The 18,856-nt window shown below is 70.1% G+C and carries 12 protein-coding genes; 11 read left to right on the top strand and 1 reads right to left on the bottom strand.

Annotation, left to right across the window (positions count from 1 at the left end):
- The first annotated feature begins 8 nt into the window (after positions 1-8).
- From FXF52_RS29675 to FXF52_RS29645, 7 genes are read left to right on the top strand one after another with little or no spacing between them, the layout of a single operon-like run.
- Complete coding sequence (locus FXF52_RS29675; RefSeq protein ID WP_148801661.1) at positions 9-377, top strand: hypothetical protein; 369 nt, start codon at positions 9-11, stop codon at positions 375-377.
- Positions 374-2,881, top strand: a complete 2,508-nt coding sequence (locus FXF52_RS29670) for a hypothetical protein (protein ID WP_148801659.1) — start codon at positions 374-376, stop codon at positions 2,879-2,881. The genes FXF52_RS29675 and FXF52_RS29670 overlap by 4 nt, the downstream gene beginning before the upstream one ends.
- Positions 2,878-5,373 carry a hypothetical protein gene (locus FXF52_RS29665; protein ID WP_148801657.1) on the top strand — a complete coding sequence of 832 codons (2,496 nt, stop codon included), beginning with the start codon at positions 2,878-2,880 and terminating at the stop codon, positions 5,371-5,373. The genes FXF52_RS29670 and FXF52_RS29665 overlap by 4 nt, the downstream gene beginning before the upstream one ends.
- Positions 5,370-7,457 carry a hypothetical protein gene (locus FXF52_RS29660; RefSeq protein ID WP_148801655.1) on the top strand — a complete coding sequence of 696 codons (2,088 nt, stop codon included), beginning with the start codon at positions 5,370-5,372 and terminating at the stop codon, positions 7,455-7,457. The genes FXF52_RS29665 and FXF52_RS29660 overlap by 4 nt, the downstream gene beginning before the upstream one ends.
- 1 nt (position 7,458) lies before the next feature.
- Complete coding sequence (locus tag FXF52_RS29655) at positions 7,459-10,053, top strand: DUF6519 domain-containing protein (protein ID WP_148801653.1); 2,595 nt, start codon at positions 7,459-7,461, stop codon at positions 10,051-10,053.
- Positions 10,054-10,089: 36 nt separating this feature from the next.
- Positions 10,090-14,556, top strand: coding sequence for a DUF4157 domain-containing protein (locus FXF52_RS29650; protein ID WP_148801651.1), 4,467 nt, complete (start codon positions 10,090-10,092; stop codon positions 14,554-14,556).
- 44 nt (positions 14,557-14,600) lie between these two features.
- Positions 14,601-15,065 carry a hypothetical protein gene (locus tag FXF52_RS29645; protein WP_148801649.1) on the top strand — a complete coding sequence of 155 codons (465 nt, stop codon included), beginning with the start codon at positions 14,601-14,603 and terminating at the stop codon, positions 15,063-15,065.
- A 490-nt stretch (positions 15,066-15,555) separates the two neighbouring features.
- Here FXF52_RS29645 and FXF52_RS29635 read toward each other — a convergent pair whose 3' ends face one another.
- A complete protein-coding gene (locus FXF52_RS29635) occupies positions 15,556-15,762 on the bottom strand; it encodes a winged helix-turn-helix transcriptional regulator (protein ID WP_255472473.1) in 207 nt (68 codons plus the stop codon).
- On the opposite strand from FXF52_RS29635, the gene FXF52_RS41950 reads away from it, so the two are divergent.
- From FXF52_RS41950 to FXF52_RS41945, 4 genes are all read left to right on the top strand, one after another.
- Entirely contained in the window at positions 15,674-15,859 is a 186-nt protein-coding gene (locus FXF52_RS41950; RefSeq protein ID WP_187413789.1) for a hypothetical protein, read from the top strand. The two genes, FXF52_RS29635 and FXF52_RS41950, sit on opposite strands and share 89 nt — an antisense overlap.
- 94 nt (positions 15,860-15,953) lie before the next feature.
- Positions 15,954-17,219 carry an IS701 family transposase gene (locus FXF52_RS29630; RefSeq protein ID WP_148801700.1) on the top strand — a complete coding sequence of 422 codons (1,266 nt, stop codon included), beginning with the start codon at positions 15,954-15,956 and terminating at the stop codon, positions 17,217-17,219.
- Positions 17,220-17,313: 94 nt separating this feature from the next.
- Positions 17,314-18,150 carry an alpha/beta fold hydrolase gene (locus FXF52_RS29625; RefSeq protein WP_148801645.1) on the top strand — a complete coding sequence of 279 codons (837 nt, stop codon included), beginning with the start codon at positions 17,314-17,316 and terminating at the stop codon, positions 18,148-18,150.
- Positions 18,151-18,272: 122 nt separating this feature from the next.
- Positions 18,273-18,437: a hypothetical protein gene (locus FXF52_RS41945; protein WP_187413784.1), complete on the top strand. Its 165-nt coding sequence runs from the start codon at positions 18,273-18,275 to the stop codon at positions 18,435-18,437.
- Positions 18,438-18,856 lie beyond the last annotated feature (419 nt).

The following is an 18,856-nucleotide window of genomic DNA, read 5'->3' as shown; positions in this document are numbered from 1 at the left end:
AGCCGGCAATGCCTGCGCGGCAGCCGTGGCGGCTGGGCACCGCGCGACGGTTGTCGCCCGGCGACTCCTTCGAGCACCTCGACGACCTTGTCCGCGCCGTACTGCTCACCGGCGCCGGGGAACGACTCCACCGGCCGGGCTTCGGTGCGGGCCTGGGCGCGTCGACATTGTTCGAGCCGCTCTCCGATGCCCTCGGCGCGACCGTCGCGGCCCGCGCGCGCGGCAGCCTGACCGACGCGCTCGGTGACCGCATCCAGGTGATCGAGGTGGTGGTGACCGTGGAGAACAACACCCTCTCGGCAGCCGTGACCTATCGGCCGCTGCCCGCCGGCACCAGCCGAAGCCTCACCCTGACTCTGCCGGGGGCGGCCCCATGAGCAGTCCCGACCAGTACACCCTGCCCGCCCAGCCGGTGGCCCCGCCCGTCGAACGGCCCCGGGCGCTGTTCGACGGCACCGGCGGCGTGATCGGCCTGCGCGCGGCAACCACCCGCCTCGACGGTACCTCCCGCCTCCTCGACGTCTGGCTCTACGGCGATCCACCCCCATCACACGCCGACCCGTCAAGGTGGATGTTGCGGCCCGCGCCAGGGGCGCCCCGACCCATGATCACGGCGGTGACCATCGTTCCCGCCGGTACAGACGCCGACGGCACCCCTGTTCCATCGCATTTCACGCTCACCCTGGACGGTGCCCTGCCCGGCCGGGGCGTCTACCAGCTGCGGCTGGACCCCGCCGGTCTCGACGTCGATCCGCTCCGGATCCATCTGCCGGTGCGGCTGCGGCCCGAGTGCGGGGACATCGCGGACTGCGTCGAAGCCCCGCCACCACGGCCGGCCCTGACCCCGCCCGACTACGACACCCTCGCGCGCGACTATCCCGCGCTGCGGGACATGCTCATCGAACGGCTGCGGTTCCTCGACCCGGCCGCGGATCTGTCGGCACCGGACCTGGTCCTCACCACGCTGGAACTCTTTGCCCACCTCGGCGATCTGCTGCACTACCGCCTGGACCGGGTCACCACCGAGGGCTGGCTGTCCACCGCGCGGCGCCGCGCCAGCGTTCTGCGGCACGCCCGAGCTGTGGACTACCCGGTGTATCCCGCGATCAGCGCGCGTACCACGGTGCAGGTCGTGGTCCGGCGGCGACCGGGCGGCGACCCGGCAGCGACCGTACTGCCCGGGGACCTGGCCACCGACGCGCCCAGCAGCGCCACCCAGATCAGCAGCGCAGCAACCTGCTTCACCCTCGACAGCGCCGCCCCGGTGACCGTGCTGAGCAGCTACGCCGAGGTTGCCCTCTACGACTGGACCGAGCACGACGCCACTCTCACCGTCGGAGCCACCAGCGCCGTCCTGGTCCGGCCACCCACGGCGTCCACAGCGGGGGACTGGCTCGTACCCGGGGCCCTGCTCGCCTTCGAAGTGGTCGCCGTCGACGACACCACCCGCCAACGCGACTGGGCCACGGGAACGCAGGAAACCGCGGCGGACGACTGGCCCCGACAACCCCTTGCCAGCCAACCGGCCCAGGTGGTGTCGGTCACCGCGGTGACCCCCTTCACCGACCCGCTCAGCCCGGGCCTGAACCTGATCCGCGTTTTCTGGGGCAGACATGAGGCACTGACCATGCCGGTGCCATGCAGCATCGACACCGGCGCCGACCACCAGGCCGGCGCGCGGGTAGGCGTCGCACGGCTCGGCCTGTTCCCCGCCCACCACGGCCTTGTGGTGGACGGCCCGGCCACCCTCGTGCCGGTGGACCGGCTCACCGGGTTGCCGGCGGACCCGGCAGTCGACGAGGTCGCCGACTACATGATGGTCGCCGCGGGTCCCGAAGCCGCGCCCGGACTCGCGCACACGCCCGGCGGGCGGCCCTGGCAGCTTGACGTCACCGTGACCCTGCCCAACGGCACCCGGGTGCACGCCGAACGGGTGACCAGCATGTTGCGGGCAGCCCCGGCCGGGTTCAGCGTCGTGGTCGACCCGGACGACGAGTTGCCCGCAACGCTGCGCTTCCGCACCGGTGCACTCGGCCTCGCACCCCCGGCGGGCAGTGTCGTCTCAGCCCGGTATCAAATCGGCGCTGGACCCGCGGGCAACGTCGCGGCCAACGTCACCCACCGGCTGGCCCGCAGTACGACCGCCGCCGGTGTGCCGTGCGACTGGCTGGACGTGTGCGACGCCGATGGCGTTGCCGTCACCGCCCGCAACCTGACGCCCGGCTCAGGCGGTGCCCACGCCACACCGCTGGACGACGTGCGACGCGACGCTCCGCAGGCCTACTCCGCCGTCCCCCGCCGCGCCGTGCTGACCGGGGACCTGCCGGGCTTCGCCGTGCAGGTGCCGGGCGTGCGGCGAGCCTCGGCACGCCGCTCCTGGTGCGGCTCCTGGCCCGTCGCGGTGGTGGCCTACGAGCCGCCTGCCCCCGACCCGGCCGAATCGGCCCGGGTCGCCACCCAGGTCCAGTCGGCGCTCGACGCGGTACGAATGGCCGGCACCGAGGTGGTGAGCCTGGTGGCCACACCGGTCGGGATCCTGATCGCCCTCACGGTCTGCCTGTATCCCGGCTCGGACCCTGGCGCCAGCCGGGCCGCGATACTGGCTGCCCTACGACCCGGAACTGCGCAGGCACCCGGGCTGTTCGCGCCCGGCACCGGCCGAATGGGCGCCGACGTCTATCTGTCGGCGGTGGTCGCGGCGGTCGCGGCACTGCCTCAGGTCGACGCCGTCGCCGTCACCGAGGCCCGCCGCTTGACCGATCCCGCCGGGACGCTTCAATCCGTGCTGCCGATGGGCCCGACAGAGGTCGCAGTCTGCGACGACAATCCCGACGCACCCGACCGCGGCCGAATCCTGCTCACCCTGGAGGGTGGCCGATGATCGAGCCAAAGCCCCTCGTTCCGCTGCCCGACCCGCTGCCCGGCCTGCTCAGACTGCGCCGCCGCCTCGCCGACCGCACGGCGCTGCGCGACGATCTGCTGGCCCGGCTTGCCGCCATCCCCCGGACCGACGCCCCACCCACCGGCGGGGTCCTCGCAGGCGTGCTCGATATCGCCGGTGACCCGACCCTGGTCACACTCGCCGAGCTGTGGTCACGAGTGGCCGACGGAGTCGGCGCCTACACCGAACTGGCCGCGGGCGAGCTGTACCTGCGCACCGCGCAGGAATGGACCGACCTGCGCCGCGTGGTCGACCTCGTCGGCCACCGGCCGGCGCAACGAACGGCCGCCCACGGATTCATCCGGGCCGAAATCGCGCCAGGCACCTCACCGATGCTGCCCGCCAGAACCCAGGTGCAAGCGCCCGGCACACCCCAGCACGACGCCCAGACCTACGAGGTGGCCGTCGACACCCAGCTACGCACGGAGTGGCACGGCCTTACCCTCACCGCCGTCCCGGTTCCCAAAGCCCCACCCGGCAACCAGATCCGGTTCCTGGTCGACCCAGGGTTCCAGCCGCCCGACCGGGTTGTCCTCGTGTCCGAAGGCGCCGCCGCGCCGTTCCCCATGGCCTGGCAGGAATGGCTGGCGTGGATGATCGCGCTGATGACCGGCACACCCTTCTACGGGTCCACCGGCCAGGCCGTCCGCGGCATTGCCCGGGTCACCAAGCGGGCCAGCGACCTCGGCGCCACCCTGCTGGACTTCGACCGCTCGCTCGCGCCACTGCTGCCGCAGGCTGCCGAAACCAGCTATGCCGCCTACCGCCTGCGAGCTGAACTAACCCTCGCCCACCGGCTGGACACCCTGGCCTATGTCTCCGGCGACGCCGCCAAGACCGTGACCGCCCCCTACCCCGCCAGCGAGCAGGCTCAGCCCTGGGACACGAATTCCGTCCTGGTCACCGACGCCTCCCAGGTCAGCATCGGACAAACACTGATCCTGTACGCCGGGTCCGGCGGCTGCATGGTCACCACCGTCGACTCGATCACCCCGATGGACCGGCACGTGGCTCCAGGAACCATCAAGCGGGTAGCCCGGATCGGCCTGGCGCATCCGCTGCTCAACTCGCTGCGCACAGCCGGCTTGACGGTATTGCTCACCGACGACCGGCACGTGGCCCAGCACTACGAACTGCCAGACCTCACCCCAGCCGGGACCACGGCCCGGCTGCACCCGCGGTTGGCTCAGCTGCCGCAACGGCTCGCGGTGCAGACAGTCGGCCCCGACGGGCGGATCGGCTGGGAGCTGACCGGCTGCACCACCAGCGCCCTGGACGCGTCGGACGACCCCGGCGGTCAGCTGATCTCACTCACCGATCCGCGCACCGGCACGATCAGCCGGGGCGCCGCCTCGGGCAACATCGCGGCCATCCGACACGGCGCGACAAAGAGAGAAGAACTCACCCTCAACACCCCGGCGGCGACCGCAGGCAGCCCATCCCTGGGCGGCGCCACAGCGATCATCACCGGCCCCGTGACCGGCGACCTCAGCGCCGACGGCACGGTCACCAGCAGCCTGGTCATCGACGTCGCAGGCGTCCGATACGACGAAGTCCCCAGCCTGTACGGACGCGCACCCGCAGACCTCGTCTACACCACACGGCTGGCCGCTGACGGTCGGCTCGTGGTCACCTTTGGTAACGGCGTGGCCGGCGCGCTGCCCCGCGGAGGTGTCACGGCCACCTGGCGGACCGGCGGTGGCCTGGGCGGCGAGATCACCAGCGCAGAGATCAACACCTTGGTCAGCAGCGTCAACGGCATCCGCAAGATCGCCGGCGTCGGCGCGCTCACGGGTGCCGCCGATCAGGAAGACTCGCACCGAATGCAACGGGCGGCCGGCGCCCGGATCCGCGCCCTGGACCGAGCCGTCGGGCTGGCGGACCTGAGCGACCTCGCGCTCAACGTCCCCGGCACCACCCACAGCGTGGCCTGGCGAGGCTCCGGACCACCCGGATGCCCGTGCGGCCGCTCCGGTCTGCACGTCGCCGTCCTACGGATGACCGCGCACGGTGTCCGCCCGCCCGTTCCGGCCGAACTGCTGGCCCTCAGCGGTTTCCTCGACGCCCGCCGGGACACCACCATCCCGCTGTGCATCTGCGCGGCCGTGAGCAGCGCCATCACGATCAAAGCGACCGTGCTGGGCGACCCCCGGCGGCTGGCGGCCACGATCGCCGCCGACGTCGAGGCCACCCTGCTCAACGACGCCGGCCCCCTGGCTGCCCTCCCGCGTGAGCTGGGCGTGCCGCTGGACGGCAGCGACGTGATCGCCGTCGCGCAGCCGGTGAACGGTGTCCTCGGGATCACCGGCCTGGAACTGACCGGCGGGCTCACCGCCCCGACGCAGGGGGACCTGTCCCTGGGCCGGCTGCCGGCCGAACCCTACGAGCTGCTCTATGCCGGGGCCGTCACACTGGGGGTGCAGACCGGATGACCACACTCCACGGACCGTCGGCACGATTCCTGGCGATGCTGCCACCCGCGCTGCTGGCTCCCGTTCCGCCGGACAGCACCTCGATCTTGCTGTCGCTGCTACAGGCCCTAGAGGAGCAGTGGCTGGAGCTGGCCAGCGACGTCGACCGGGTGCTGGATGACGCTTTTGCCGACAGCGCCGCCGACTGGGCCCTGCCGTACCTGGCGCAGGTCCTGGGCCTGCCACCGGATGTCGGGCGAACCGAGATCGGCTCGGTCACCGCGCTGCGCCGCCGTCGCGGAACGCCGTCGGCCATCGAGGACTTCGCCGCCGTCGTGACCGGTTGGCGGACCCGGGTGACCGAGGGCTGGCAAACCACACTCTGGTCCCAGCAACTGGGGCACCCCGTCCGGCGTACCGCCAGTCTCTCGATGCGCCGCCGGGAGCACCTGCTGGCCGGCACCGGCCTCGACCCGGCCCGCCGTAGTGTCACACCCGGCGGCTCGCACCATCCAGCCGCCGCCACGGCAACTGTCTTCCCCTGGCAGGTCAGGGGTTTCCATCTCGCCGAGGCATGCCCGCTGCCGGACGGCCGGCTCGCGTTGCATCCGCTCGGCCTGCCGACACCGCTGTACCTGCGCCCCGACGCGCTGGTGATCGCCAGCGACGCCGAGGACGAGCGCCCGCCCGGCACCCCGCCGGCAGCGCGCCCGCCCCGGGGACCGGGCGAGCTGCCGCTGCGGGCGACCTGGCGGCTGATCGAGGCACTGGCACCCGATGAGGTGACGTACGGCCCGGTCTGGGAACTGGCCGCCGACCATCCCCTCGCCGCCGGTGGTGACGAGGATCCGATGCTCCTGGCGATCACCGTGGGCGGATTGCCGGTGCACTGGCCTGACATCGGACTCACCAGCCTGCCGTCCACCGGAGGGCCGGTCCCCGGCGATGATCAGGTGCTGGCCGACCCGAACCGTGGCGTGCTGTCGGTGGGCGCAAACCTGACAGGAACGGTCCGGGCCACGTTCTACCGGCCCGCCGCCGGTGGAATCGGCGCACTGGCCAGCCAGGCCGAGGGCGATGACCGCACCGCAACGGTGATCGTGGTCGACCCCGCCCTGCATCCGCATGCGCCCGGGCAACAGGTGGTGGCAACACTGGACGACGCCGTCGCCGCCGCCCTGGCCCTGACGGGTACGCACACCGGACCCGGACCCGACGTCGAGATCCGGCTCGCCACCAACGACCGGCTGCCCGCGCCCGCCCCGATCACCGCGGAACCCACGGTCACCCGATGGCGCATCATCGCACCCGCGGGGCTGGCACCGGTGATCACCGGGACCCTGTCGATCGCGTCGCCGGGACTGGACCTTGAACTGGCCGGTGTCTTCCTCGAGGGCGATCTGCAGATCGGCGCCGACGTCGACGCCGTGACACTGAGCGGAATCACCATGAATCCCTCGGCGGGCCGGACCCTCTCGGTCGAGGCCGGAGCATGGACCCTGCGCCTTGCGGCAACCCGCTGCCACCTCGGCCCGATCCTCGCCGACCTGAGTGCGTTCCCGATCGAGCTGACCGACTGCATCGTCGATGGTGCGGGCGTGCCGCTCAGCCCCTGCGGCGCACCACCGCCATCGCCCCCCACCGTGCCTGCCGTCAGCGCGATCGACAGGTTTCCACCCCAGCTGCGCGCGACGGCCTGCACCTTCGTCGGGCCCGTCGCGGTGGACACCATCACGGCCGCCGACTGCCTGTTCATGGACGGCGTCCGCGCGGTCGTGACCTCGGCCGGATGCCTGCGGTACTGCCACCTCGGCGACGCCGACGACCCCCTGGCGCACCCACCGCCGTTCCAATGCATCAGCGGCCCGCTGCCAGCGATCGGCTCCACCGGGGTCGAATCGGCCGGGTACTACGCGCCCGTGCTCACCGCACCCTCCGCAAGGGGAGCGGACCGGATCCTTACCGGCGCCTCGGACGGCGGGGAGATCGGCGCCTACCACCACGCCCGGCGCGGCCTGCTCGCCCTGCGGCTGGCTCAGCGGCTGCCGGAGATGACTCCGCTCACCGTGCACCCGCACCTGCACATCACCACCTCGGAGGAATGACGTGACCGGCGACTACACCTCAGTCCCACTGCGGCCGGGCGCCCGGTGGACCGGCGCCCGCATGCAGCAGGGCCGGGTCCTGCTGGACGGCGACTACAACCTGACTGTGGATGCCGCCAGCCGCGAGGCGCAGAGGCTGACAGCGGCGGCGGTCGGGCCGGCCGGAGTTGCGGACGGCAGCTCGGCGTTCCGCATCGGCTTCGCGACTGACGGCACGCTGCAGATCGGCGCCGGAGAGATGTGGATCGGCGGACTGCGGGCGGTCAACTCAACCCTGATCGCCTACACCATCCAGGAATCCGTGCCGCCCCTGCCCACCAGCGGGAAGGCGCTGCTCTACCTGGACGCCTTCGTGGAAGAGATCCAAGCCGCCGAGAATCCGCCGGACCTGCTGGACCCGGCGCTGGACGGCATCGACACGATGACCCGCACCCGGGTGGGCTGGCGGGTGCGGGCCAAGCCCGTGAACGCCACCAGTTGCGCCGGCGCCGCACAGGCCCTACCTCCGCTGGAGCTCAGCACCGGACTGCTCGACATCGTCCGCACCTCCCCGCCGGTGCCGATGGATCCCTGCGCACCACCGGACGACCCGCGCGGAAAGCTGCCCGACGGGTTGCTACGGGTCGAGGTGCTCGACTCGGGTACCGAGTCGACTGCCCGCTTCGCCTGGTCCTACGAGAACGCAGCCGCTGCCGTCTCGGCCAGCGTCGTCGGAGCCGCGGCCACCCTCAAGCCGTCACCGGAGGTCACCTTCGTCTCCGACGACCTGGTCGAGGTCAGCACCCTGGTGCGGCGCGCGGACCGGGTGAACCACGGCCCGCTGTTCGTGGTGGACCACGTGCAGCCCGGCGCCGGCGGCAGCCTCGTCACGCTGAAGACCCCGGCCGCCGTCACGGGCTCACCGTCCGGGCTGTGCCTGCGCCGGTGGGACGGCCAGAGCATCGGGGCCGCAGCGCAGACCAAGGCCCTGCTCAACGGCGTCGACGTCGGGGTGGCGTTCCGGGCCCGTCCAGGCAGCTACCTGGCCGGCGACTGGTGGGCCGTGCGTGTGCGCGGCAGCAGCGCAGACGCCGTCGAGGAGTTGAGCGCCGCACCCGCGGACGGAACGCGGCACTTCGTGCAGTCGCTCGCCGTGGTCGACCTGGACGCCCGACAGGTGCTGACCGACTGCCGGCCCACGTTCCCGGCACTCACCGCACTCAAGGACACAACCTGCACCGTCACCGCATTCCCCGGAGACGACCTGCAGGTCGCCGCCGACAAACTCCCGGACTCCGGCGGTGAACTGTGCCTGGCAGCCGGCCTCTACCCCCTGAACAACCCGGTGATCATCAAGGGCAAGCGCCGGATCGTGGTCGCCGGGATCGGCCCCGCCACCGTGCTGGCCTGCACGGGCCACGAGAGCGTGGTGCAGTTCCACGGCTGCAGCGACATCACCGTGCGCGACCTGCGGGCTGAATCGGGCCTGGCCAGCACGCCGGAGCGACCCGCCGGTGACGAGCACCTGCTGGGCACGCTGAGCTTCATCGACAGTTCCGATGTGACCGTCCGCGACTGCGAACTGGCCTGCCCGGACAGCGCGGGCCGCACGCAGTCGACGGTGTTCGCGGGCAGCTTTGAACGCGGACGGTCCACCGGGCAGGTGCGGGTGTTGAACAACCGGCTGGAGGTGGGCAATCAACAGACTGGTGTGCTGGTCGTGTCCCCCGATGAGGTCACCGTGACCGGCAACGAGATTCGACTCGGGCCGGCGACGGACGACAGGGTAGGGTTCCATCCGCGGCTGGTGAACGAGCTGTCGCGCTTCGTCGGGTCGCACGTGGTGGCCAACGACTCGGAATCCGGCCACACCATTTCCCTGCCCGGTGGGGCAACCATGCGGGTGGCCGGTGCCACCGTGGTGCAGCGACTGGCCGGCCAGTTCGCACGGACGGTGACCGAAAAGGCCCTGTCGCGCGGAACACCCCGCCAGCAGCTGCAACAATTCACCCGGCGGGCCCTGCTCGCCCCCGACAGCCTGGACCTCTCCCGCGAGGCGAATCGGTTCCTGACCGGCGCCGTCCGCTCCCGCAGCATGTCTCAGGGCATCGTCGTGGCCGGCCTGCGGGCCAACCACGTCCGGATCGAAGGCAACCAGGTCAGCGGCGTCCTCCAGGGCATCCACGTTGGGCTCGCCGGGTCAGGCGACGCCACCGCGGACGCCGGCCAGGTGGTGATCAACGGCAACCATGTCGCCTGCGCCGTTCCCTTCTTCTGGACCAGGTCTCGGCACGCCTACTACGTCGGCAGCGTCCAAAGCCTCACGCTGACGCAGAACAGCGCCTCCCTGACCCGGATCGGCGCAGCTCTGAGCCTGCTGGGATCCATCGCCGGGTCACCGGTCGAGGCGGTCCGGATTCACGGCAGGCTCGGCTACCTAATACGGGTACAGGGCTTGGACCTGACCGGACCGTTCGCGGCTGGGGTCGCGATCACGGACCTCTCAGCGTGGGGCAAGACACCCCGGCTCTTCCACGTCAGCGACGTGATCAACATGTCCGGAACAGGCCCCGCCCTGGTCCCGCTGTCGATCCCACATGATCGGTGCGTGCCATGACCACGGCCGACCCAGCCCCGAGAGCGCGTGCGGCGGATGGGAACTGAGACCGCGAGCGCCGCGGCCCCCGCAGCAGCCCTGACCGGGTTCGCCCCGCGGCAGCTGTCCCGGCCCGGCGACGCCGCCGAACGCGCCGCGGACACCCTCACGCGCCGGGCGCTGAGCGGGCAAACGCCGAGCCATCTGGCGCAGCCCGCGCACTGCGGCCACGAGACCGGTGCCTCGCAGCCGAACCACGGGCCGTACGCGCAGCCGACCCGGCCCGCTGCGCTGCTGCCGCCCGGCACGCCACCCGCGGTCGCCAGCCGGACCGGGTACGGCCGCCCGCTGGCCCCCGGGATCGCCGCGACGTACGGCCGGCGACTCGGGGCGGATCTCGACAACGTGCGCATCCACACCGACGCGCCGGCCGCAGAACTCGCCGACCGTGCAAACGCCCGTGCCTTCACCATCGGCAGCCACGTGTTCTTCGGCGCGAACGAGTACGCCCCGCACACCCAGGCAGGGGAGCGGCTACTCACCCACGAACTGGCACACGTGGTGACGGCTCCGCCCGGCTCCGCCCAACTGCTGCGCGACCTGAAGAGTCCCGACGACGTGAAGGCCCCGCGCGGCACCGTGACCAAGGGGGACGCCACCCAGAAGCAGAAGAGCGCCCAGGCCGAGCAATGGGACCGGCTGCAGGTGTTCGCCGGTGGTATGGACGCCGCCGCGCAGACCCTGGCCGCAGCCACCGCCAAGTTCGGCCGCAACTTCGTATGGATCGGCCTGACCGCCTCCTTCGTCAAGGCCTACGACCCGCAGGGCCGGCCGCTGGGCCCGCGAATCCCGTTCAAGCAAGGCCCGAAGCTCACCTTCAACCCAGGCATCTACGCCACCCGCCCCGACGGGTCCCTCGCGGCGATCGAAATCGAGGCCACGTCGGGCCGAAAGCGCCTCGACGTCGACGACAAGGGCCATGGACGCAGCGTGGTGGCCACCCGCCCGCTGACCAAGAAGGAGCAGGAAGCGGCCGCCGAGGAACAGGAGTTGGCGAACAAGGAGGGCCGGACACCGAAGGAGACCATCGGCCGCCTCGACCTGCACACGCAGCTGACCGAGCCGGACAAGCTACAGGCGATGGTCAACACGGTGTCGCAGGCCGCGGTGCTCTACTTCGTGCCGACGATCACCAGCGGCGGCGGCGGCAAAGGCGGCGGTGAGAACGCGACCGTCTACGCCAGCCCGATCGCCGGGCGCGGTGACGGGCAACCAGCCAACGCCCCGCCCTGGCCGGTCTCCATCGATGGCCCGAAGCTGGTGCCCAACGACTCCAGCCCGACGTACACGGCAAAGATCGACTGGTCGGCGAACGGCAACTTTTCACTCGCGTCCCAGGTCATCACGCAGGTCGGCGAGAGCATCCACTACCAGTGGGAGTACTTCGACATCACGAAGTACGCGCGTAAACAGATCGCCAAGGACCCAGCACACAGCAAGGACCAAGGCACCGACGAGGGCCGGACGACCGAGCAGCACATCGAGGACTTCAAGACCGCCAAGCGGGGCGCGGGGACGGACGTCACCGGGACCGTGGCGGCGCAGCGCGAGTTCAGGCGCGAGTTCGAGGACTGGTGGAGGGACAACCGGCGCGCGGCGAGGGCGGCCCGCAAACCCCACGGTGAGACCACCGCCGAGCAACTGATGAACCGCGAAGCAAACCGGCTGACACTGGAACTCGCGCCAGTCTCGCTGCTGGTCACGACGGTCGGCGCGATCGCCCACTTCATCGCCGACCTGTTCTCCGGTCCTCGCCAGCAGCAGGAGGTCAACCTCGCCAAGGACGGCATCTACCTGATCCGAGTGATCACGACACCCGCCGTCCACGAGGACCGCGACGGCAAGCCGATCATCCGGCCGCCCTCGGTCGCCGGGCACATCGTCGAGGTCATGCCGATGGAGCGCGCGGTCAAGGAAGCCCTCGACGACCCGGCGGCGCAGATGGCGGCCCTGGACGCGGACATCACGCTCGCGGAAAAGACCGGCAACACGGCCAAGGCCGAGTACCTGCATGACCTGAAAAAGCGCGCCGAGGATCAGTACAACGCCTCGCCGGTGACCCTCCTGTCCCGACGGCTCGACGAGAAGCAGAAGGAACTCGCGAAGTTCCGCAAGGACTTCCCGTCCCTGTCGGCGTACTCCAAGGAACGTGAGGTCGAGCAGCTCAAGGAACAGATCGCCCTATACGAGGCCAACGAGAAGGATCGGCTGGCGACCTTCAGCAAGGACGATCTCCACGGCACGGCGCCGCAGGCCATGACCCGCGTCAACGCCACCCTCATCTCTGAGGTCTCCGCCCAGGTCTACCCATTGATGATGACCGCCGGGCCGATGGGCGGAACCGGCAACCAGCACCGCTGGATGATCAACGACATCACGCAACTCGACACCGGCGGCGCCTACGTCGGTGAGCTGCGGAACACCCCCAGCAAAGCCTTCCATTCCGCACTGGAAAAGTTCGGCCGCAGCGCCGCCTACGGCCGGGGCACCGTCGGCGCCCGCACCGCCGGCCTCCCCGGGATGGAGAAGGGCGCCAAGCCCGAGTTCCAGGTCAAGAGCGAGCCGGCCGACACAGCCCTGGCCCTGAAACGCATCGACGACCTGGTGACGACGCTGGCCGCGGTCGGCCTGTTCGTCGCCTCAGCCGGTACCGCCAGTGCGGTGATCGGCGCGGTGGCGGCCGGGACACGGCTGATCCAGCGCTGGAAGGCGCACAAGCTCTCGCTCAACGGCGAAACGGTGGGCGACGTGCTAGGCGTGCTCGGCGGCCTGGGCGCGACCGGAGCGCTGGTGGCCGGCCTGCGGGTGGAAAGGCTGGGTCGGGCCTTCACGATCCTCGAGGAAGGCGGCACCAGCCCCGCCCAACTCGCGCGCGCCGCCGAGGCGCTCAAGGGCGCCCAGACGCTCATGACGGCCGCGGAGGTGGCCAACGAAGCGATCGGCTACGCGGGCCTGCTCTGGGGCGACATCGCGTTCGTCGACGAGATGTTGAAGATCAACGCCGCCGAGAACGACCCAAATTCCGGCATGACCCACGCCGCCGCCCGCCGCGCCCGGGCCGACGCGCTGAACTCGGCGATCCAGAACAACGGGTTCTTTCTCGCCGGAAACATGCTCAAGTACCGTGCCGAAGCCAAAGCCGCAAACAAGGCCGTGAACGAGCAGACCGGGGCGGCCAAGAAACCCACGGTGGGGAAGCCTGGCGGTGGCGAGAAGCTCCCACCAGCCGAACCCGCGGCCGCCGACCAACTGCCCGCGGAGCAGGCTCCGGCCAAGACCCCGGCCAAGACCCCGGCGGAAAAGGCGCCGGGAAAGGAGGAACCAGCACCGAAAGGTCGTATCGAGGAGCAGCCGACCCAGGAGACCGAACAGCCCCGGCGGCAGACAGCGGAGAAGGCCCCGATCGAGGACCGGCCGCCCACCGCGGCCGAGCTGAAAAACGCGCTGCCGGAGGACCTGCGCAGACTGGCGGTCATCGACGACAGCCTCACGGGCAACCGGGTGACGGTGGAATGGGTGCCCGACGAGAGCGGGCTGGTCGGCGAAATCAAGATCAGGATCAGCCCCGAGGCGACCCCGCGGATGGTGGCCTTGCACGAGGCCACCGTGCGGACGATGCAGAAGTACCAGGGCTTCCTCGGCCGGGTCCGGGTGGCGCTGGCACGGATCATGAACCTGCTCGGCAGGGAGACGCCAACTCCAGGCAACAAGCCACTCTTCGACGCTCAGCTCGAGATCGGCAAGCTGCCGAAGATCATCAACGACCACCTCACAGCCATGGAATCCCTGACGGGCAATGCCCGCGAGGAGGCCGAGGCACATCTCCACAGCCTGCGCGGCCAGCTCGAGGAACACCTCGGCAAGCTGGAGATCGGCGACCTCACGGCCAGCAGCGGCGTCAGCGCACGCGGAGTGGCCAAAAAGGACCTGGCCAGGTACAGGGAGTTGCTCAATCGGCTCAAGACCCAGACGCCAGGCGAGAACGACCACATGGCGACCCGCTGGGAGATGTACCAGCTCGACCACGGCGAGCTGCCCAGGGCCACCTGGGAGAAGATCTACCGCTCGAACATGGAACGGGCCAACCGCGCCAACGAAATCGTCGCCTCCGAACGGACGCGACTGGGATGGGCCGAGAAGGAGTACGTGGTCCCCGGGTTGCCCGGCGACGAGGTACGCCGGCTCGACATGGCGGAGCCGACGCTGCAGAAGGGCGCCGAGGTCAAGGCCTACACCGGCGAGACGGTCTGGCTGAGCAAGGACGTCAAGTCGGAGGTCGCGCGTGACGCCAAGATCGTGAACCTCCTCGGCTGGGAGATGACCTGGATCTTCATCGACTGCGAACCGAGCGGGCCGCTGAGGTCGGCACTTCAGACGGCGGGCATCACGATCGAGCTGCGAACAAAATCGGAGCGAAGTTCGCGCTTACTGGAGCGCATACCGCCACCCATCAAGAAGAGGTAGCGGAGGACCCTGAACATGCTGCCGCCCGTGCCAGAATGGCCGGCATGAGCCTTGCCGCCATGCGCATGCACTCCCGAGAGGAGTTCCAAACCTGGCTCGCCCAGGATCTGGATGTCCGGGAGGAGTTGTACGGCGTGCTCGACACCGAACTCGACGTGGACGTGCCGTCCCTCGAACAGCTCGAGGCGTTCCTCCTACGCCGATACCCCGGCCCGGACGCCATCCTGGCGCTGGACCAGCGCGGGATCGCCGACGCCGCAGCCCGGCACGTCGGCCGTGTGCTGGTGCTGAACGTCGACGACGCCGTCTGGGACATCGACCTCGACAACGAGAAAAACGTGTGCTACCGGCTGCCAGTAGTCCGGATGTCCGACGGCTTAGAGGCCTGTCCGCTGACCATGGTCACCGCAAGCCTCGACCGGCGGACCGGTCACTTCCTGAGGGACACCGCCGAGGCGCTGCAGGATGCCTACAACGGTGACGACTCCGACGGCCAATCCCAGCAATGAACAGCGAACGAGAGTAGCCAAGGTTGAAGGCCCGGGTTATCGAACCCGATTCTGCCTGCCGTGTGGTCAAGGACCACCGCGAGTGCCCACAACGCGCCACGCGCCGTACCGTGCACGAGCGCCCCCGCGATCCACGGCAGCGCCGACAGGCCGTACCAGAACAGCCCGCGCACGCCGGTTATGGATATCCCAGTAGTCGACTGCCGTAAGCCGCCGGCCTCGAAGGTCGTTCAGCTTCGCCTCGAAACGTGCACGGGGACCATCGGCCCCGGTTGCCAATTCCACGTCAGGATGTTCCCTGGTCATTCTCCCTGGCGCACGCTGTTTTGCCGCCGACCGTGCAGTCTTGCCGAGACGACTGGGTCATCCGCTGGCCCGATAGCAGGGGCTGTACCGCGCGTCACGTTCCGTCACGAGCCATCGGGCGCCGATTGGGCGCGGGCTTCGAAGACTCGGTCCATGTGCATCTCCGCCCAGCTCTTGATCGCGATCATGACCGGAAACAGTTCATGGCCGAGCGGAGTGAGTTCCTACTCGACGCGGACCGGTACCGAGGCCGTGACCGTGCGGGTGATAGGCCGTCGCGCTCCAGCGTGCGCAGGGTCTGAGTGAGCATCTTCTGGCTGACGCCGGCGATGCGGCCGGCGAGTTCGCTGTGCCGCTGCGGGCCGTCGGCGAGGGCTGGGATCAGGCTCAAGAACTACTTCGAGACCATTCCGGTCAGCCTAGTACGGCAGCCGCCGTTTGAGATCTTGCTGCTGAACTGCGGCGGACGCGAGACGGCCACCGCGTGATCGTCTGTGCGTTGTGGACACAACATCAGATCTTGCGGTGGCCGCGTGCCACAGCGTAGCCGTTGGTCGGTGGGAGCGTGTGCTGGCCGGGGTGTTGGGGTGCTTCGCGGGCCGGTTCGGGCGGGTGGAGCCTCGTCGTGCGGCGGCGGCGTTCGTGACGGGGCTGCTAGCCGATCTTGAGGTGAAGACATGTTGGCAGTTGGCCGAGCAGGCCGGTCACGCCCGGCCGGATGCGATGCAGCGGTTGTTGTACCGGGCGGTGTGGGATGCCGACGCCGTCCGCGATGACCTGCGGCAGCTGATCGTCGACCGGTTCGGTGGCCCGGACGCGGTTCTGGTGGTCGATGAGACCGGTGATCTGAAGAAGGGCGCTCATTCGGTCGGTGTGCAGCGGCAGTACAGCGGCACCGCCGGGCGGATCGAGAACAGCCAGGTGGGGGTGTTCCTGGGCTACGCCGGCTCCGACGGGCACACCCTGATCGACCGACGCGTGTATCTACCGGCATCGTGGACCGACGACCGGGATCGGTGTCAGGCCGCCGGCGTGCCGGACGAGATCGAATTCGCCACCAAGTCGCAGTTGGCCGCAGACATGATCACCGCCGCCGTCGACGCCGGCGTGCCGGCGGGATGGGCCGCCGCGGACGAGGCATACGGCAACAGCGCCGCGTTCCGCGCCCATCTGCGCGAACACCGGCTCGGCTACGTCCTCGCGGTGTCCTGCAGCCATCTGATCCCGATCGACGGCGGCAAAGTCAAGGTCCGGGCCGACCGGGCAGCCGCCGAACTGCCGGCATCAGCGTGGCAGCGCCGCTCAGCCGGCGCCGGATCCAAGGGCCCCCGCTTCTACGACTGGGCCTGGCTCGACGACGTGTGCACCGACGCCGACCCCGACGACGGCGGCCGGCACAGCCTCCTGATCCGCCGCAACACCACCACCAGTGAGCTGGCCTTCTACCGCTGCTGGACCCCACGCCCGGCCACCCTCGCGCAGCTCGTGCGAGTCGCGGGAATCCGTTGGACCGTTGAGGAGAGCTTCCAGGCCGCCAAGAGCCAGGTCGGCTTGGACCAGCACCAAGTCCGCCGCTGGGACTCCTGGCACCGGTTCACCACCCTCGCCCTGGCCGCTCTCGCCGTCCTGGCGATCTGCGCCGCCGACGCGGCCCATCACGACCCAGCCGACACCGGGCTGATCAAGCTGACGGTCAACGAAGTTCGCCGCCTCATCAACGCCTGCATCATCCGCCCGATCAGCGACCTCACCCATCGTTTGCACTGGTCAGGCTGGCGACGCCGGCATCAAGCCCAAGCCCGACAATCCCACTACACACGCCGCCTCAACCTCGAACTTCAGCATTGATCGCGAACGGCGGCTGCCGTACTAGCCGGCCTTTTCGGCCCGGATCGCCCGTTTCCTGGATAGGGTCGGTCCAGTCCAGAGCGATCGGAGTCGGATGGCGACCGAGACACTAAAGGTGCCCCGGGCCGGGCACCAGTTGCACGTCGAGGTGACCGGCAACGAGGGCGTGCCGCTGGTGCTGCTGCACGGCTTCCCGGACAACCTGCACCTCTACGACGAGCTGATGCCGCACCTCGGCGATCGGCGGGTCGTCCGGTTCGACTTTCTCGGCTGGGGCCGCTCCGACAAGCCCGTCGGCTACCCGTACACGGCGGACAACCAGACCGGGGACCTCGTCACGGTGATCGACCACCTCGGGCTGGAGCGGGTCGTGCTGGTGGCCCACGACGCGTCCGGGCCACCGGCGATCGACTGGGCGCTGTTGCATCCGCACCGGGTCTCCGCGCTGGTGCTGCTCAACACCTACTACCACCAGATGCTGGGTCTGCGCCGACCACCCGTCATCGCGCTGTACTCGACTCCGCTGCTCCGCGTCGCAGCCCGGGCGTTGGCTGGCCAGGGGTCGGCCCTCGCGCGGCGCCTCTACCGGTGGCAGGTGGGCAGGTTCATCCGCGACGACCAACGCCGCGCCACCCTGGTCAACCGCCTCTACGACGACTTCACCGCGGCGCAGCCGGCCTTCTGGCGACTCAACGACGACCTGCTCGGCACGGTCTTGACGCGCCGGCGCCGGCTACCCGACCTGCGCCGGTTCGACCGGCCGGTGCGCGTGGTCTTCGGCGCGGAGGACAGCTCCCTCAACCCGCGGGTCGCGCGCCGCTTCGCCGAGCTCTTCCCGCGCGCCGATCTGCACCTGCTGCCAGGTGCGGGCCATTTCGTGCAGGTCGACCAGCCAGAGCGGATCGCCGAGCTCGTCCTGACTGCAGGTTGACTGCGCCACTGCCCACATCCCTCCTCTTCTTCGCCATCGAGTGGCTGCTCACCGAGGGGTCACCAGCGGCATGGAGAAAAGAGCTGATTGGCCTTGGCGGATCTCGGCACCAGGATGGCCAAGTGCGCGCAACAGGCGCAGATCACGCCTGGCGCCTAGCCAAGGACGTCGATCCGCATTGGGCCGGGACCGACGGGATCCGGGCGCTGATCACCCAGCTCATCACCGACTCGCGCCTCAACGTGGTCCCCGCCGACCCCACCCAGGACCAGCCGCTCTTCCGATAGCAGCCCGTGCCCAGTCGACGAGTTCTTTGCGGACCGCTGACGGGGCCTGCCGTGCTCAAGTCGGAACGCACGGATCTGCCGCTGGTGGTGCGGAGCCATGACCTGCCATTCGACATCAGAGGTGTCGGAGGGATAGTGCCGTGGCCGGGCGGTGGGCAGGTGATCGTCGAGAGTGCCCGGGGTGGTGGATGCGGCGACGCCGGCGACAAGGTATACAGACAGGGTTGGGCCTTCGGTCGTGCTGGTTTAGTCGCCTTTGCTCGTACCGGAGGCCCTTCCCCATGTCACGCCACCACGCCGGCCGCCGTCACGGTTGGCGATCTCCACCGGGCCCGCCGGAACCGGAAACCCTTATTTACCAGGCTTTAAGCTGATCAGGGACGCTGCTTAAGGCACGCTCCTTCCTGCGGCAGGTCCCA

It is taken from the genome of Micromonospora sp. MP36 (genome assembly GCF_008119785.1).
Taxonomy (GTDB): domain Bacteria; phylum Actinomycetota; class Actinomycetes; order Mycobacteriales; family Micromonosporaceae; genus Micromonospora.
This window is presented reverse-complemented; position numbering and strand designations above follow the sequence as displayed.

Excerpts from the sequence above, each read along its gene's own strand:
- FXF52_RS29670 (WP_148801659.1), top strand. The coding sequence starts at position 374 with ATGAGCAGTCCCGACCAGTACACCCTGCCCGCCCAGCCGGTGGCCCCG.
- FXF52_RS29650 (WP_148801651.1), top strand. The coding sequence starts at position 10,090 with ATGGGAACTGAGACCGCGAGCGCCGCGGCCCCCGCAGCAGCCCTGACC.
- FXF52_RS29625 (WP_148801645.1), top strand. The coding sequence starts at position 17,314 with ATGGCGACCGAGACACTAAAGGTGCCCCGGGCCGGGCACCAGTTGCAC.
- FXF52_RS29665 (WP_148801657.1), top strand. The coding sequence starts at position 2,878 with ATGATCGAGCCAAAGCCCCTCGTTCCGCTGCCCGACCCGCTGCCCGGC.
- FXF52_RS29645 (WP_148801649.1), top strand. The coding sequence starts at position 14,601 with ATGAGCCTTGCCGCCATGCGCATGCACTCCCGAGAGGAGTTCCAAACC.
- FXF52_RS29675 (WP_148801661.1), top strand. The coding sequence starts at position 9 with ATGCCTGCGCGGCAGCCGTGGCGGCTGGGCACCGCGCGACGGTTGTCG.
- FXF52_RS29660 (WP_148801655.1), top strand. The coding sequence starts at position 5,370 with ATGACCACACTCCACGGACCGTCGGCACGATTCCTGGCGATGCTGCCA.